The sequence below is a fragment of the Streptomyces sp. SID13031 genome (genome assembly GCF_010548305.1).
Taxonomy (GTDB): Bacteria; Actinomycetota; Actinomycetes; order Propionibacteriales; family Kribbellaceae; genus Kribbella.
In genome coordinates, this window is sequence record NZ_JAAGLV010000011.1 from 300,785 (window position 1) to 316,454 (window position 15,670).

Annotated in this window: 12 protein-coding genes; 4 read left to right on the plus strand and 8 right to left on the minus strand. The window is 67.7% G+C overall.

Annotation, left to right across the window (positions count from 1 at the left end):
• Nucleotides 1–38 precede the first annotated feature (38 nt).
• The 5 genes from G3I17_RS23295 to G3I17_RS23315 are packed head-to-tail and all read right to left on the minus strand — an operon-like array spanning nt 39 to nt 5,684.
• Nucleotides 39–863 (minus strand): carbohydrate ABC transporter permease, encoded by an 825-nt coding sequence (locus G3I17_RS23295; protein ID WP_164599669.1) that lies wholly within the window; start codon nt 861–863, stop codon nt 39–41.
• Nucleotides 853–1,791, minus strand: a complete 939-nt coding sequence (locus tag G3I17_RS23300; protein ID WP_164599670.1) for a sugar ABC transporter permease — start codon at nt 1,789–1,791, stop codon at nt 853–855. Before G3I17_RS23300 ends, G3I17_RS23295 begins: the two co-directional genes overlap by 11 nt.
• Nucleotides 1,788–3,047 carry a sugar ABC transporter substrate-binding protein gene (locus tag G3I17_RS23305; RefSeq protein WP_164599671.1) on the minus strand — a complete coding sequence of 420 codons (1,260 nt, stop codon included), beginning with the start codon at nt 3,045–3,047 and terminating at the stop codon, nt 1,788–1,790. Before G3I17_RS23305 ends, G3I17_RS23300 begins: the two co-directional genes overlap by 4 nt.
• Nucleotides 3,048–3,062: 15 nt before the next feature.
• Nucleotides 3,063–4,658, minus strand: coding sequence for an FAD-dependent oxidoreductase (locus G3I17_RS23310; protein WP_164599672.1), 1,596 nt, complete (start codon nt 4,656–4,658; stop codon nt 3,063–3,065).
• Complete coding sequence (locus G3I17_RS23315; RefSeq protein WP_164599673.1) at nt 4,659–5,684, minus strand: LacI family DNA-binding transcriptional regulator; 1,026 nt, start codon at nt 5,682–5,684, stop codon at nt 4,659–4,661.
• 199 nt (nt 5,685–5,883) lie between these two features.
• Between G3I17_RS23315 and G3I17_RS23320 the strand changes: the two genes are divergently transcribed.
• A complete protein-coding gene (locus tag G3I17_RS23320) occupies nt 5,884–7,716 on the plus strand; it encodes a histidine kinase (RefSeq protein ID WP_164599674.1) in 1,833 nt (610 codons plus the stop codon).
• Nucleotides 7,717–7,746: 30 nt separating this feature from the next.
• Here G3I17_RS23320 and G3I17_RS23325 read toward each other — a convergent pair whose 3' ends face one another.
• Both G3I17_RS23325 and G3I17_RS23330 read right to left on the minus strand, forming a co-directional pair.
• Nucleotides 7,747–8,352: a response regulator transcription factor gene (locus G3I17_RS23325; protein ID WP_164599675.1), complete on the minus strand. Its 606-nt coding sequence runs from the start codon at nt 8,350–8,352 to the stop codon at nt 7,747–7,749.
• A gap of 86 nt (nt 8,353–8,438) precedes the next feature.
• On the minus strand, nt 8,439–9,890 hold the full coding sequence (locus G3I17_RS23330) for an MFS transporter (RefSeq protein WP_164599676.1): 1,452 nt from the start codon (nt 9,888–9,890) through the stop codon (nt 8,439–8,441).
• 253 nt (nt 9,891–10,143) lie between these two features.
• On the opposite strand from G3I17_RS23330, the gene G3I17_RS23335 reads away from it, so the two are divergent.
• From G3I17_RS23335 to G3I17_RS23345, 3 genes are all read left to right on the plus strand, one after another.
• A complete protein-coding gene (locus G3I17_RS23335) occupies nt 10,144–11,274 on the plus strand; it encodes a Gfo/Idh/MocA family oxidoreductase (protein WP_164599677.1) in 1,131 nt (376 codons plus the stop codon).
• 16 nt (nt 11,275–11,290) lie between these two features.
• Nucleotides 11,291–12,202, plus strand: a complete 912-nt coding sequence (locus tag G3I17_RS23340) for a PmoA family protein (RefSeq protein WP_164599678.1) — start codon at nt 11,291–11,293, stop codon at nt 12,200–12,202.
• A 325-nt stretch (nt 12,203–12,527) separates the two neighbouring features.
• Nucleotides 12,528–14,171 (plus strand): hypothetical protein, encoded by a 1,644-nt coding sequence (locus G3I17_RS23345; RefSeq protein ID WP_164599679.1) that lies wholly within the window; start codon nt 12,528–12,530, stop codon nt 14,169–14,171.
• A gap of 50 nt (nt 14,172–14,221) precedes the next feature.
• Here G3I17_RS23345 and G3I17_RS23350 read toward each other — a convergent pair whose 3' ends face one another.
• A complete protein-coding gene (locus G3I17_RS23350; protein ID WP_164599680.1) occupies nt 14,222–15,421 on the minus strand; it encodes a cytochrome P450 in 1,200 nt (399 codons plus the stop codon).
• Nucleotides 15,422–15,670: the final 249 nt, after the last annotated feature.

Below are 15,670 nucleotides of genomic sequence, written 5' to 3' on the forward strand. Positions count from 1 at the left end.
TGGGGACAGCTCACGGCGTACCGGCTGTATTCCCCCGCTCAGCCCTTGAGGCCGGTTTGGGCTAGGCCTTCGACGAATTGGCGTTGGGCGAGGACGAAGATGATCAGCACGGGGAGCGCGCTCATCGTGGCGGCGGCGAGCTGTACGTTCCACATCGCGCCGCCGTAGGCGTCGACGTACTGGGTCAGTGCCTGCGGGATGGTGAACTTGTCCTTGCTGGAGAGGAAGACGATCGGCTCGAGGTACAGGTTCCAGCTGTGCAGGAAGGTGAAGATCGCGACCGCGCCGATCGCCGGGCGGGCGAGTGGCAGCGACACCTGCCAGAACAGGCCGAGCCGGCCGAGCCCGTCGACGCGGCCGGCCTCCTCCAGCTCGCGGGGGAGGGTGATGAAGAACTGCCGCATGATGAACGTCGCGAGCACACTGGGTGCGCCGAGCATCGGGATCAGGATCAGCGGCCAGTGCGTGTTCACCAGGCCGAGCGAGTCGAACATCCGGTACAACGGGATGATCGTCACCTCGTTCGGTACCAGCAGGCCGGCGAGCACGATCACGAAGACGACGCCCGCGCCGCGGAACTTGATCCGGGCGAACGCGTAGCCCGCGAGGGACGAGATCACCAGCGTGCCGAGGGTGACGATCACGGCGATGTAGCAACTGTTCAGGTACTGCCGGCCGAACGGTTGCAGCTCGAAGACCTGCCGGTACGCATCCATGGTCGGCGAGTGGGGGAGCAGGGAGAACGCGAAGATCTCGTTCACCGGCTTGAGCGAGGCCGTCGCCATCCACCAGATGGGGAAGACGAACGGCACGCAGCAGACCAGCAGTACGCCGTACAGGATGAGCTTGGCTTTACGACTCATGGAAAACCCACTTCCTGCGCATCCGCCACTGAAGGACCGTCAGCGCGAGCACGATGGCGAAGAGCAACAGCGAGATCGTGGCGCCGTAGCCGAAGTGATGGAACTGGAAGGCCTGCTGGTACAGGTAGTAGACGAGCACCGTGGTCGACGTACCAGGGCCGCCTTGTGTCAGTACTGCGATCTGCGCGAACACCTGCAGCGAACCGACGACCGTCAGGATCGAGGTCAGCAGGATCGTCGGGCTGATCAACGGGACCGTCACCCGCCGGAAGCGCGCCCACGCGGAGGCGCCGTCGATGCGGGCTGCTTCGTAGAGGTCGGCCGGGACGCCTTGCAGGGCGGCGAGGAAGAGCACCATGTTCAGCCCGACGCCCTTGAAGAGCTGCACGACGATGACCGAGATCATCGCGGTGGTGTCGCCGCGCAGCCAGTTGGGACCGTCGATCCCGATCAGGTCGAGGAAGCCGTTGACCCCGCCGTTGTCCTGGAGCAGGAAGCCCCAGACGATCGTCCAGGCGACCAGCGTCACCACGACCGGCGAGAAGAACAGCGTGCGGAAGAAGACGGTCCCGCGAAGCTTCTGGTTGAGCAGTACTGCGAGGAACAGCGCCAGGCTGAGGTTGAGCACCACCAGGCCGAGGGAGAAGAGACCGGTCGCCCGCAGCGCCGGCCCGAGGCGCGGATCCGAGGCCAGTGCCTTGTAGTTGCTGCCGCCAACGAAGTCGAAGGTGCCGGCCAGTACGTTCCACTCGTGCAGGCTGTACCAGACCACGAGCCCGAGCGGAACGATGACGAAGGCAACGATCCCGGCGAGCTGCGGTCCGATGAACAGCCAGCCGGCCAGCTCATCGCGCCGCCGCATGGTCCAGTACGGGGGCTGCTGGCCGGCGGGTGCCTGCGCAGCCGGCTTCTCCAGCAACAGCGTCATTTGCTCAGCAGGGGGTTGATCTTGGAGCACACGCCGGACAGCACGGCCTTCACGTCGGCATCCGGCTTCCACAGCGGGTCGAGGGCGGCGCGGACGGTCTGCTGCAGTTCGGCGTACCCGGTGTGGCTGGTCTTGATGTCGCCGCGCTCGATCCCGTTGATCACGACGCTCTGCAGCTGCTCGGGCTTGAGCAGTGGGTTGGCCTTCGCCAGCAACGAGGTGGTGAGCTGCGACTTGCGCGGCGGCGGGAAGAACTGGGCGAGCTTGGCGGAGTTCGCCTGATTGGTGAAGTAGGCAAGGAACTTCTTCGCCTCGTCGACGTGCTTGCCGCGCTTGAGGACGCCGATGCCGGCCTGCCCGACGACCGAGTACTCGCCGGCCGGGCCCTTCGGCAACGGGACGAGGTCCCACTTGAACTTCGCCTTCTCCAGCAGCGCCGCGCGGCTGATCTGGGTCAGCACCATCGACGCGTCACCCGCGAAGAAGTCCGTCGTCCGCCCAGGCCCGGGCATCGCCTTGTCGGTGAAGACCATCTTGTGGACGAAGGTCATCGCGTCGACCATCGGCTGCTGGTCGAACCCGCAGCTCTTGCCGTCCTCGCTCCACGGTCGCGCGCCCCAGCCGGACCAGATCGTGTTGAGCGTGTCCCAGCCCTTGTAGTCGAAGTCGCCGACGACGATGCCGCCCTTGCCGGTCTTCGCCTGTACTGCGGCGCCGGTGGCGACGGCCTGGTCCCAGTTCCAGGTGCCGGCCGCGATCTGCTGCGCGGGGGTCGGTCGTCCAGCCGCCGTCACCAGGTCGGTGTTGACGAAGACCCCCAGCGGAGAAGTCGAGAACGGGTACGCGAACAGCTTGCCGTCCTGCTCCCAGGTGGCAGTTGCGCTCGGCAACAGATCGGCGTCCTTGTCGATCGGTTCCAGCGCACCCGAGGAGACGAAGTCCAGCGCCGTACTCTCCAGGATCCAGGCCAGGTCGGGGGCGTTCCCGCCGCCGATCTGGGTGGTCAGCGCGGTCGTGTAGCTGTCGAAGGGGATCGACTCGAAGGTGATCTTGCCGACCTCGGGGTGATCCTTCTTGTAGGCGGCCGCGATCTGGTCGAACAGCGCGGTGTGCTTGGCGTTCGCGCTCCAGATCGTCATCCGCAGGTCGATCGGGCCGGAGGCGGCCGCGTCGCCGTCGTCGCCCGAGCCGCCACAGGCCGCTAGAGCCAGCAACGCGGCGGTCGTGGCGGCCGCTGTCAGGAGTCGGAGTTTCATGGTGTCAGTCCTCCATCAGTAGCCGGCGATGGCCGGCCAGCTCAGTTCGACGCCCTGGGCGACCAGTCGTGCCTGGAAGTCGCTGAGCAGAGCAGGGGAGTTGCGGACCGCGCGCGGGCTGACGCCACGGTCCAGGCAGAAAGCGGCGAGCAGTCCCGCGGCCTCGCCGATGTTCCACTCGACCGGGTGCAACCGGTAGCAGCCGTTGGTGATGTGGGTGGTACCGAGGTTCTTACTCGCCGGCAGCAGGTTCTCGACCCGCTGCGGGATCAGTGCCCCGAGCGGGATCCGGAACGGGCTGCTGGCCACGTCGATGTAGTTGTCGCCGCCCGTGGACGGGTGCAGGTCGATCCGGTACATACCGACGCCCACGCTGTCGCCGTACTCCGCAGCGCCCTTCGCCCCGCGGACCGCGACCGACAGGTCCTGCTCGACGACCGTGTACTCCGCTGCGATGCGCCGCGACTCTCTTATATAGGGAGCCTGGGCAAGCCCATCGGTAGAACCCAGCAGATCGCCGCGCAGCCGTAGCCCGGAGAAGCCGGTACCGCCGTCGGGCCGGGGCGCCTCGGTCTGAAGCCAGTAGAAGACCGATTGCGACAGCTCACGCGCTCCGGCCAGATGCTTGGCGGCGTCCGGTACGTCGAAAACCGGTCCTTCGAGGTAGTCGATCATCGGCCAGTTCACCAGACAGATGTCGGAGTCGTACGCGCCTGCCAGGAAGTGTTTGCGGGCAGCGATCCGCCGGAACGTCCACAGGTTGGTGTCACCGCCGGTACGCCGCTGGTCGGCGACCACTGCGAGCGGGTCGTCGTCCGGGTTGGGGGTGAAGGTCCTGCGCGAGGCGGCGAGGGTGCGCGGGTCTGGGGCGTTCCACGACAACATGCGGTCGCCCCAGAAGGGTGGCTGGTAGTTGCGCCAGTACGCGTAGTTCGGTGGCTTGTCGCCGACCTGGTCGCCGTCGACGTGGTCTACCGCGAAGCAGAAGGAGACCGCTTGCATGTTGAGCGGCTGCGCCTCCTCCGGTGCACTGGGCTCGCCGGTGGTCGCCTGTGACTCGAAGCCGGTCACGTACTCCGTGCCTGTGAGCGGCAGGAGCTCTCCGGTCTCGGTGGCGTCCAGCACGTACGGCGCAGTCAGGGTGAGCCGATCGCCGGTGTCTCGGTGCTGTACCTGGACAGAGGTCACCCGGTCGCCGTCGGTGTTTGCGCTGATCGGCCTGTAGGGCTGGAGGATCTGCAGGCGACGGGTGGCGCGGTACGGCGCGAGCATGGAGTCGATGATCGCTACTGCTACTCGTGGCTCGTGACAGAGCTTCGATACATAGCCAGCGCCGGGGTTGAGCTCTGCTGCTGCTCTGGACTCTGCAGTGAGCGGGTAGTACCGGCGGTAGTAGTCGCGGATGCCCTCCCGCAGGGCGCGGTAAGAGGCGGTGACCCCGAACTGCTCCACCCAGGTGTGCTCATCCGGCGGCACGGCCTGGCTGGTCAGCTGCCCGCCGAGCCAGTCGTACTCCTCGGTCATCACCACCGATCGGCCGGCGCGCAAGGCAGCCAAGGCTGCGGCGACTCCACCGAGCCCGCCGCCGATGACCAGAACATCCGTATGCATCTAAGACCCTCTCGGCTTGCTGAGCGTGCTTCCGTCGACGAGCTCACAGGCGAGCAGCTGTTGCAGCTCGGTCTCCTCCCCCGACAAGACCGTCTCCAGCAACCCCACCGCCCGCCGGCCCATCTCCTTCCGCGGAATGTGAAACCCGGAGTAGACGTCATCCCCCTCGACCGGCCGGCTGGCATCGCCCAGGGCGACCACCGACAGGTCTCCGGGGACGTCGAGCCCGCGCTGCCTGACCGCCTCCGCCAGGGCCGCTGCATCGGCAAGGTCCTCGACAAACACCGCGGTCACTCCATGAGCCAGCAACTCCGCAAGCACCTCGCTCGGCTCGGTCGGAGAGAGATGCAGGCCGCGGGGAGCGACCTGGTGGAAGCCGCGGAGGCGGTCGGCGGAGGACTCTGCGCCTTTGCCGGGGCCTACGAAGGCGATCTTCTGGTGGCCCAGGTGGAGGGCTCGTGCGGTGACGGTGGCTGTTGCGGTGGTGTAGTCGGCGCCGACGTACGGGACGGTGGCGGGAGCGCCGTTCGGTAGTACCGGGTTGTCGCGGCGGCCGACCGAGACGAAGGGGTAGTCCTCGGCGACCAGGCGGCTGAGTTCTTCGGCGGGGATGCGGCGGCCGAGCAGCAGGGAGCCGTCGGCGATCCGGAGGCGGTTGTTGTCGTGGAAGACCAGCCGGCGCCCGTCAGTGACCGGTGCGCTGGTGAACAGCAGCAGATCGCAGCCGAGCTCCTCCGCGCTCTCCTCGATCCCGCTCAGGAACGGGTGGTAGAAATCGGCGCTCGCGCTCGGGAACACCGACTCGTAGGTGAACACCCCGAGGATCTGGTTGCGCTGCTGCAGCAACCTCCGCGCGAGCGGGTCCGCGACGTAGCCGGTCTCCCGGATCACCTTCAGCACCCGGTCGCGCGTCCCCGCCGGGATCCGCGCCGAGGCGGCGGTGCGGTTGTTGAGGACCAGCGAGACGGTCGTCTGGCTCACCCGCGCCAGCCGCGCGATGTCACGTTGGGTCAACCGCTCGCTCATCCGCCCACCTCCCTTGAGTAATACGTATTGCCTGCCGCTTGATCCGGAACGGTAAACCTCTGGTTTCCAGGTCGTCAAGACCGGATCGGTTTAGTAATACGAATTAGCAGGACAGCGGCCTGCAGTGACAGTGCGATGACGCCCGGTGAGAGCCGCGGCCTGGGTACGATGACGCTCCACTGACCAACGGGGAGCCGCCGTGACCCGCGCCGCCGCGCTTGCTCCCCGGCTGACTCTGGTCGTCGTCTCGGTGGTTTTCGCGGGCTTCGTCGTCAACGCGTTCCAGTACGTCGTCGCGCAGCGCGCCACCTTCACCCACATCGCGCCGGCCGCGCTCTGCCTGGCCGTGATGATGGTGCTCCAGGTCGGCTTCTTCAGCAATCCGGACGCCGATCTGCGGAGCCGGCGTGCCTATGCCGCGCTCGCGATCCAGGCGGTGATGGCGCTCGCCCCGCTGGCGCTCTACGGCCCGGCGTGGACCGGCCTCCAGGGTTTCCTGGTCGGCGACGCCCTGCTCGTACTACGTCCGCTCGCCGGCTGGCTGGTCTTCGGGGTGATTGCCCTCGCCAACGGTCTCGTCCAGTACGAGGTGAGCTCGGAACCTCTGCAGGCCATCTACATCGTGGATCTCACCGCGGTGATCGGCCTGGTCGTCTTCGGACTGTCCCGTCTGCGCTCACTCGTCAAAGAACTGGATGACACCCGCTCCCACCTGGCGGGCCTCGCCGTGGCCCGCGAACGCCTCCGCTTCGCGCGAGACCTGCACGACCTGCTCGGCTTCTCCCTGTCCGCCATCACCCTCAAAGCCGAACTGACCCACCGGCTCATGACCACCCTCCCAGCCCGGGCCCGCCACGAGCTGACCGAGATCCTCGAGGTCTCCCGCCAAGCGCTGGTCGACGTCCGCTCGGTCGCAGCGTCCTACCGAGAGCTCTCCCTGAGCGACAGCCTCGCAGCCGCCCGCTCGCTACTCGTTGCCGCCGACATCAAAGTCACCATCACCGGCGACCCCGGTTTCCTCCCCCCTCAGACCCGCACAGTCCTCTCCACGGTCCTCCGCGAAGGCATCACCAACCTCCTCCGCCACAGCTCGGCGACCTCTTGTCACCTCACCATCACCCGGAGCGCCGACCACATTTCCCTGGACCTCCTGAACAACGGCGTCCCACTCACAGAGCTGGGCACCGGCCAAGGCACCGGCAACCTGAAGACCCGAGTGGAAGGCTTGGGCGGCACCTTCTCGGCGGGCCGCGAAGGAGACCTGTACCGCCTTCATGCCGTACTACCGCTGCGTGGCATGGTGAGCTCTGGGGGCGTAGCGGAGTTGGTGCCTCGAGTCGGGCTGGTCGTTGTGGCTGCCGTGGTGGCGGGGTATGCGGGCAATGCAGTGGTGCTCACGTTGGCCGCGGGGCTGGGGATCGCTGGGACGGCGGTGGCGGTGGGGTGCGTGATGATTTCGGCAGGCATCGTGGTGGGGGTGTTCAGCCGTCCGGTGGAGTTGCCGCGGTGGCCTGTGAGGTACGGGCTGTTGTTGGTGCTCGCCCTGGCGACCTATCTGCCGATCGTGGTGTTCGGGGATCCGTTCTTGGGGACGCCGGGGTTGCTGGCGGGGTGTTTGTTGCTGTGCCGGCGGGTGGAGCTTGCCGCAGGAGTGATGGTGAGTATGGGGGCGGCGCACTACCTGCTGGGGCAGAACTTCATCGGCGTCACGTACGGGATCTTGCTGACGATCAACCATGGGCTGGTGGTGTTCGCGCTGGCGCGGTTGCGGTTGATGATCAGCGAGCTGCATGAGGCTCGGGAGGAGTTGGCCGAGCTGGCGCTGGCACAGGAGCGCGAGCGGTTCGCGGATGATCTGCATGAGTTGCTGGGGATCAACCTGGCCGCCATCACGCTCAAGTCGGAGCTGGCGCATCGCCTGGTGGACAGGGATCCGGTGCGCGCGGGCGACGAGGTGGGCGAGGTCATCGGGATCTCCCGGCAGGCACTGGCCGACGTACGGGCCGTCGCCGCCGGCTACCGCGAGCTGTGAGTCAGCACCAGCCGGTACGAGGGCTGTGAGTCAGATCCAGCCGGACTCGGCGGCAATGCGGATCGCGTCGACACGGTTGCGGGCGTTGAGCTTGGTGACGGACGTCGTCAGGTAGTTGCGGACTGTACCGACCGACAGCGACAGGGTCCGTGCGATGTCGCTGGTGTCCGCCCCGTCGGCCGCCAGGCGTAGTACTCCGAGTTCGCGGTCGGTCAGTGGGCAATCGCCGTGATCCCAGGCGGCGAGGGCGAACTGCGAATCCACCACCCGTCGTCCCCGCGCCACATCGCGGATCGCCGCGGCGAGCTCGGCCGGCGGCGCGTCCTTCAGGATGAACCCGTCCACCCCGGTTGCCAGTGCGCGGCGAAGAGTCCCCGGCCGGGCGAGCGAGGTCAGCATGAGCGTCCGCACGGCAGGCAGCGTCGCGCGGATCGTCCCGGCCGCGGTCAGGCCGTCGAGGACCGGCAGGTCGATGTCGATCACCGCGACATCGGGTAGATGCTTCTGCACCATGGCGAGGATCTGGTCACCCGACTCGACCTCGGCCACCACCTCGATATCCGGCTCGAGATCGAGCAGCGCCACCAGCGCACCCCGGACCATGTGCATGTCCTCGGCCAGCAGGACTCTGATCATCACCGCCCCCTCCCGATCCGACCCGCCACCACCCTAGCCCGCGCCCGATGGGCCGGCCCGCCAACCGGACCGGCCCATCGCCATCCCTACGCGCTCAAGGCCGGCTCAGCCTGGGCATCCACACCAGCCGGTACCACGGCAGCCGGATCACCCGGTGCCACTGGCGCCCGCAGCTTCGGTACGACGATCGCCGAGATCACCGCGATCACCACGGACAGCCCGGTCGACAACCAGAACGCCCGCTGGATCCCGCTCACCGAGAGACCCGCCCCGGCCTCCCCGGCCAGCGACGCGACCGTCACGGCGATCCCCAGACACAGCCCGACCCCGAGCTGCCGGTTCGAGTTGTAGAGCCCCGACGCCAACCCCATCTGAGCTCCGGTCAACCCGGAGGTCGCAGCCACCGCAGTACTGATCATCATCACCGTGACCCCGACGCCGAGCAGCATCCCGCCCGGCAGCACGTTGACGGCGAACGAGCCATCAGCCGGAGCAACAGCCAGCAAAGCCGACCCGGCCACCAAGAACAGTGCTCCCGCGGTGAGCAATGGCCGAGCGCCGAACCGCGCGGTCAGCAAGGCCACGGGCAATGAAGCCAGCACGACGACCAGCGCCTGCGGGAAGAACGCCAGCCCCGTCTTGATCGCCGAGAACCCGAGCACGTGCTGCATGTACAGGGTGATGAAGAAGGTCGAGATCGACATCACTCCGCCGGACAGGAAGGCGACCAGGTTGCCACCCGTCACCCCACGGTTGCGGAAGATCGACAGCGGCACGAGTGGCGTGGCCACCCGGGTCTGCACGTAGCCGAAGACGCCCAGGAGCACGACCCCCGCAACCAGCGGAACCAGTACGCCGGCCGAACCCCAACCCTTGTCGGCCGCAACGGTCAAGCCATAGGCGAGCGAACACATGCTCGCGGTGATCAGCACAGCACCGGGGATATCGATCCGGGCTGCCCGGGTCTGCGCCCGGTCGTCGGCCAGTCGCGAAGCCGCCCGGACGACCATCAGCAACCCGACCGGCACGTTGATGAACATCACCGCGCGCCAGCTGAACACCTCGGTCAGCACGCCGCCCGACAACACCCCACCGGCGAAGCCGACCGACGACACGGCACCGAAGATACCCATCGCCTTGGCCCGCTCCTTGCCCTCGGGATACCCGGCGCCGATCATCGCCAGTACGGCGGGCGCGACCGCCGCGGCGGACAACCCTTGCAGAGCGCGGGAGGCGATCAGTACCAGCGGTTCGGTGGCGAACCCGCCGATCAGCGAGGCGATCGTGAAGATGCCGAGCCCCCAGACGAACATCCGCTTCCGCCCGACGACATCACCGATCCGCCCGCCGAGCAGCAGGAACCCGCCGTAGAACAAGGCGTACGCGCCGACCACCCAGGGCAGCCCGCCGGAGCTGAAGGAGAGATCGGTCTTGATCCACGGCAGCGCGACGTTCACGATCGCGAAGTCCAGCGTCAGCATGAACTGGGCCAGACACAGCAAGAGCAGCGGAGGCCGCCGCCCGGAGTGAGTTTCCATGATTTCGAGTCCTGTCCGTAGTGGTGCCTTGCACTGTCTTCGGGCGACCCGGCCGGGGCTTGTGACCCAGTATGTGAACGCCCGGACGGCTCGGGCCAGGGTCTCCTTCACCGGCTTGGTATGTGTTTTTCATAGTGCAACCGGCCACGCAGGCCACGGCTAAACTGAACGGCGAAGACAGGGGCACGGCGGTTCACCGAAGAAGTCGACGAGGAGCTGACCAAGTGACGTTGCTGACAGCAACTGATTGCCGATGACCGGGCCATCCGCCTCCCTGCCGCGGGTCGCGGTGGTAGGTGTCCACGGGCACGGCGCCTCCCACGTGCACCAGGCGGCGAAGCTCGCGGCCGCCGGCCGCTGCCGGCTCGTCGCACTCGTCGACCCCCGCCCGCCAACCCCAGACCAACTCGCCGGCCAAGATCTCAATGTCTACCCGGATCTTCCTGCTCTTCTGCAGGCCGAGCAGGTGGATCTCGTGGTGATCAGCACCCCGATCCACACCCATGCGCCGTTGGCTGAGCTGGCGTTGCGGGCTGGAGCTGACGTGTTGCTGGAGAAGCCGCCGGTGGCTTCGATGGGGGAGTTCGAGCGGTTGACCCGAGTGCTGGAAGAGACCGGGCGGAGTTGCCAGGTAGGGTTTCAGGCGCAGGGGTCGGGCGCGGTGCTCGCGCTCGCCGCGATGGTTGCCGATGGCGCCTTGGGTGAAATCCGCGGGATCGGCGCGACGGGGACGTGGGTGCGGAAGCAGGCCTATTGGCAACGCGCGCGATGGGCCGGGCGCCGGACGCTCGACGGCGTACCGGTGGTGGACGGCGTGGTGACCAACGCGTTCGCCCATTCGGTGGCGGCCGCGCTGCTGGTGGACGGATCTGGTCGCGCCGAGGAGGTACGGGAGGTGGAGACCGAGCTCTACCGCGCCAACCCGATCGAGGCCGACGACACCTCCACCGTCCGGATCCGGACCACTCGCGGTACCAGCATCCTTGCCGCCTTCACCCTTTGCGCCGCCGGCGACTCGCCACCACGGGTGACGGTCTACGGGTCGGACGGGCACGCCGTCCTGCGCTATATGTCCGACGAACTCGAGGTCGGCGGCACGACCACGCAGTACGACCGGGACGACCTGCTGGAGAACCTCCTGGACCATCGGCGCGACGGTGTGCCGTTGCTCTCACCTCTCACGGAGACGGGCGGGTTCACGCGGGTGCTGGACGCCATCCGGTCCGCGCCCGCGCCCCGGCCGATCAGCGCAGACTGGGAAGGCAGCGGCGACGAGCGGCACCCCGTAGTACCGGGGGTCGAGAAGTGGATCGAGCAGGCAGCCGAGCGGCAGGCGTTGTTCAGTGAGCTCGGTGCGCCCTGGGCCGGCCAGCCAACAGAATGAAGTGGAGTTTCGTCAGATGACGCAGAACCTCGGTTGCAACCACGCCGTCGGCCGGTCCATCCAGGTCACGGCGGACGACCGCGAGCTGTTCACCTACGTGTACGTGCCGACGGACCCGCAACTGGAGTCGCCCCGGCCGTACCTGCACCCGATCCGCACGCTCGGTGGCGATCTCGTCTCCGTGTTTCGTCCGCACGACCACGTCTGGCACAAGGGCATGACCTGGTCGCTGCCGCATTTCGGGCCCGAGAATTTCTGGGGTGGACCGACGTTCTCGAGAGCCAGAGGCTATGAACAGCTGGCCAACAACGGCTCGATGGACCACGACCGGATCGACGCGCTCGACGTGTCCGACGAGCTCGTCCGGTTCTCGCACCACCTGTCCTGGCACACGCAGGCCGGTACCCACGTGGTCGACGAGCAGCGAACGCTGACCACCCGGCTGACCGACGACGGCTGGGTGCTCGGCTACGAGACGGCGATGACGAACGTCTCCGGCGGCACCATCCAGATCGGCAGCCCGACAACAGCAGGCCGGCCGAACGCGGGGTACGGCGGTCTGTTCTGGCGCGGCCCGCGACCCTTCACCGGCGGCACAGTGCTCGCACCCCAAGGCCTCGGCGGCGACGAACTCCGCGGTCAGCGCGCACCCTGGATGGGCTTCTCCGGCAAACACGACGGCGTCGACCGGGCGTCCACCCTGATCATCGTCGACGCTGCCGACAACCCGAACCACCCACCCGAATGGTTCGTCCGTTCCGAGGACTTCGCGGCCGTCTGCCCGGCCCCCTTCTTCTCCGAAGAGCTCCCGTTCGCCGCCGGCCAGACCCTGACCTTCCGCTACGCCACCCTCGTCGCCGACCAGGCCTCTGACGACGCCCGCGCCGCCCTCCTGGCCGCTCAGGCGACCAAAGCTCTCACCAGCTGAGAAGAATTCACAGTACTGCGGAAGGTGGTTCCGTACTGCTCCGAGCCGGCCCGGGCGCGGGTTTCCCTCCGTCCGGGCAGAGTGCCGAAAAGCCCTGTCCCGTAACGGATTCCGGCTGCTGGAGATGAGCTTGCCGAATCCCCGATAGCAGGTGTGAAATGGGCGCTTGAAGGGGAGGTAGGGGTAGCGGTAGAGAATCGTTTCCGGTATCGCCTCCCCTGAAGGGCCCGGGAACCGGTAGCCTCATCCAGCCACCTGGGGAGGCATCGCAACACCAACCACCGACGAACTGCCGGAGAGCCCAAACCGGTCAGGAGACCACGTCTTGCAGGAGCACACCACCAGCACCAGTACTGGCGAGCTCGCCAACGTACCTCTCACGGGTGCTGACAAAGTCGCCTACGCCTTCTACGCCACCGCGGCCACCGCCGCCCTCGTCGGTCAGGTCTGGGCCGGCGTCACGCACATCCCATGGCCGGACGAGGGCTTCTCGCCGTTCCTCAAGATCGCCCTGGTCACCCCGGCCGTCGCGGTCATCGAGCTCGGTGGCGTCGCCACCGCCGCCCTTGCCGACCTTCGCCGGCGCAAGGGCGAGCAGGCCTACGCCTACCGGGCGATGTCGATGTTCGCCGCCATCGTCGCGCTCGTCTTCAACGTCGTCGGCCACTGGCGGCCGGAGGAGCGCTTCCTGGCGTTCGGCTTCGGCGGCCTGTCCGCGTTCGCCTATGTGCTCTGGCTGATCCACAGCTCCGCCCGTCGCCGCGACGCGCTGCGCAAGGCCGGCCAGATGGCGACCACCGGACCCGTGTACGGCGTGGTGCAGTGGGCCCGCGAGCCCAAGGTCACCTGGCTGGCCCGGTCGATCGCCCTCGAGCACGGCCTCGGCCTGTACGAGAGCCTGCGGGCCGCCCGGGTCCAGTTGCGCAACAACGCGCGCCGCGACGCGATCGCCGGGACCGTTGCCGAGTACATCCGTTCCGAGCACCAGGACGAGCGGCTCGCGAAGATCGCCGAGACGACCTACGACGCGGACCGGCTGGCCGGGATGCTCGAGGAGCGGATCAACTACGAGGTCGTCACCAACAAGCTGACGCTCGCGATCTCCCCGCCGCCGCCCGAGCCGGAACCGGAGCCGGTCAAGGAGGAGCGGGCCGATCTTCGTGCCGCCGTCTGGGTCGTCGAGGGCACGACACCGCCGCCGGTGCAGCAGATCCCCGTCCAGCAACTGCCCCCGCAGGCCCGTCCGGCCGGCGGTGTACCGCTGCGCGACGACGAGCAGTGGGGCGAGGCGATGACCGGCGAGCTGATGGCCGTCGACTACCTGCCCTACGACCGCAGCACGGAGGAAGCCGACGAGGCTGAGGTCGTGGAGGAGGCGGCTTTCGCTGCCGCTCAGCAGCCGGTGGTGGCCAAGCCGCGTCCGGACTCGCCGTTCGTGCAGCACCCGGTGGACGAGGCGCCGCCGGCCGTTGACCAGCGGCGCGTAGTACAGCCGAAGCCTGCTGCGACCAAGTCGGCCGCCGCTGCGAAGCCCGCTGCCGCGAAGCCTGTCGCGGCGAAGAAGAAGGCTGTCGTCCGTAAGGCTGTGCCGCAGTCGGTCGCGCCGGTTCCCGTGGTTGAGGAGCCGGTCGTTGCCACTGCTCAGCCGGAGCGCGTGCTCACGGCCGAGGAGCCGTCCGTCGTCGCTCGCGAGGTCACCGCGCGGACCGCGTCGAGTTCGTCGCGTCCGTCGCCCCGGCCCAAGCCCGCGCCGAAGCCGTCGTCGAACGGCAGCGGTGGCGACCTGGAGAAGAAGCGGATGCGCGCCTGGGCGCTGCTGTCCGACTGGCCCGAGGACCGGCCGCGTACGGCGGGGACCCTCGCCTCCGCGATCGCGTCGTCCGAGTCGGACGCGGAGCGGTTGCTCACGGAGTACGACGCCGAGCACGGCACCAGCAACCTGACCCTGGTCGCCAACTCGCAGAACTGATCGAACAACTGACTGAAGGGGTGGCCGCCTGGGCCACCCCTTCAGCCATTTCAGCCCAGGTTGACTGGCAGCTCGGCTAGGCCGCTGACCAGGACGCGGCGCCATTTGAGTTCCTCGGCAGGCTTGGCGAGGCTCAGCTCCGGGAAGCGGCGCAGCAACGCCAGCAATGATTCCTGTAGCTCGATACGGGCGAGCTGCGCGCCCAGGCAGAAGTGCGGGCCGAAGCCGAAGGACAGTTGCTTGTTGTCCTTGCGGTCGAGCTGCAACTCGTCGGGGTTCTCGAATTGGCGCGGATCCCGGTTCGCCGAGTTCAGCGCGGCCATCACGCCTTCGCCCGCTTTGATCTGTACGCCGTGCAGCTCGAGGTCCTCGACCGCTACCCGCAGCTGACCGACCTCGCTGAAGCGGTTGAAGCGCAGCAGTTCCTCGACCGCCGACGGGACCAGGTCGTGATTCTCGACCAGTCGCGCCCAGTTCTCCGGCCAGCGCAGCAAGGTCGCGACGCAGCTGGAGATCTGGTTCGCCGACGTCTCGTGGCCGGCCACCAGCAGGTTGACGCCGAACGAGATCAGTTCCTCGTGGCTGAGCCGGTCGCCCTCCTCCCGCGCGCGGACGAGCTCGTCCAGCAGGTCCTCGGCGGGTTTGCCGCTGTCGGCGACCTTGCGGGTGACGAGTTCGTCGATGTACGCCGTCAGGTCGGTCATCGCCTGCTCGACGAGATCCTTCTCCGCCATCCGCATGCTGTAGCCGAGCTCGGTCCATTCACGGAACTGCTCGCGATCGGCGTACGGGACGCCGAGCAGTTGGCAGATCACCTGGATCGGCAGCGGCAGCGCGACGAGCTCGCGGATGTCCGCGCCGTCGCCGGCCTTTGCGACGTCGTCGGCCAGTTGCGCCGACAGCTCCGCGACCCACGGGCGGGTCCGCTCGATCCGCCGGTGCGCGAACGTCGACGACACCAGCTTGCGCAGCCGGGTGTGCTCGGGCGGATCGGTGGTGGTCAGGCTGTTCGGCATCGGCTTGGCCAGCGCGACCCGCGGCGCGCCCTGCTTCACCACCGCGGCCCGCGAGAACCGTGGGTCGGCGAGCACCATCTTCACGTCGTCGTACCGGGTCACCAACCACACCTCGGCCCCGGCCAGCGTCCGCACCCGCGCCACCGGCCGTCCCTCCCGCAACTCGGCGAACGTCGGCGAAGGATCGAACTGAAACGCATCCGCGAACGGGATATCAAGCACGGTCTCCGTCATACCCCGACCCTATGCATGTTAGGTAACCCTTGCTCCCCATTCCAGCGGGTCGCCGTTCATCGACGAGATCGCTGTCAAACCGGGCGAAGAGGATTTGATACGGAGAGTAATCGAACGTATGCGGCTCTCCTCACCTTTGTGTGGGTAAGGAGATCTGGATTCCGCTGCAGCACAGGTAGATCATTGTGGCCAGTGATTGCGCTTTCGGGTGCCCGTAGCCGCGGCGCTGAATGACCCGGATTTTAGTAT

Bases quoted from the DNA above. Each gene is read 5' to 3' on its own strand.
- G3I17_RS23295 (WP_164599669.1), bottom strand. From the start codon at position 863: ATGAGTCGTAAAGCCAAGCTCATCCTGTACGGCGTACTGCTGGTCTGC.
- G3I17_RS23300 (WP_164599670.1), bottom strand. From the start codon at position 1,791: ATGACGCTGTTGCTGGAGAAGCCGGCTGCGCAGGCACCCGCCGGCCAG.
- G3I17_RS23305 (WP_164599671.1), bottom strand. From the start codon at position 3,047: ATGAAACTCCGACTCCTGACAGCGGCCGCCACGACCGCCGCGTTGCTG.
- G3I17_RS23310 (WP_164599672.1), bottom strand. From the start codon at position 4,658: ATGCATACGGATGTTCTGGTCATCGGCGGCGGGCTCGGTGGAGTCGCC.
- G3I17_RS23315 (WP_164599673.1), bottom strand. From the start codon at position 5,684: ATGAGCGAGCGGTTGACCCAACGTGACATCGCGCGGCTGGCGCGGGTG.
- G3I17_RS23325 (WP_164599675.1), bottom strand. From the start codon at position 8,352: ATGATCAGAGTCCTGCTGGCCGAGGACATGCACATGGTCCGGGGTGCG.
- G3I17_RS23330 (WP_164599676.1), bottom strand. From the start codon at position 9,890: ATGGAAACTCACTCCGGGCGGCGGCCTCCGCTGCTCTTGCTGTGTCTG.
- G3I17_RS23335 (WP_164599677.1), top strand. From the start codon at position 10,144: ATGACCGGGCCATCCGCCTCCCTGCCGCGGGTCGCGGTGGTAGGTGTC.
- G3I17_RS23340 (WP_164599678.1), top strand. From the start codon at position 11,291: ATGACGCAGAACCTCGGTTGCAACCACGCCGTCGGCCGGTCCATCCAG.
- G3I17_RS23350 (WP_164599680.1), bottom strand. From the start codon at position 15,421: ATGACGGAGACCGTGCTTGATATCCCGTTCGCGGATGCGTTTCAGTTC.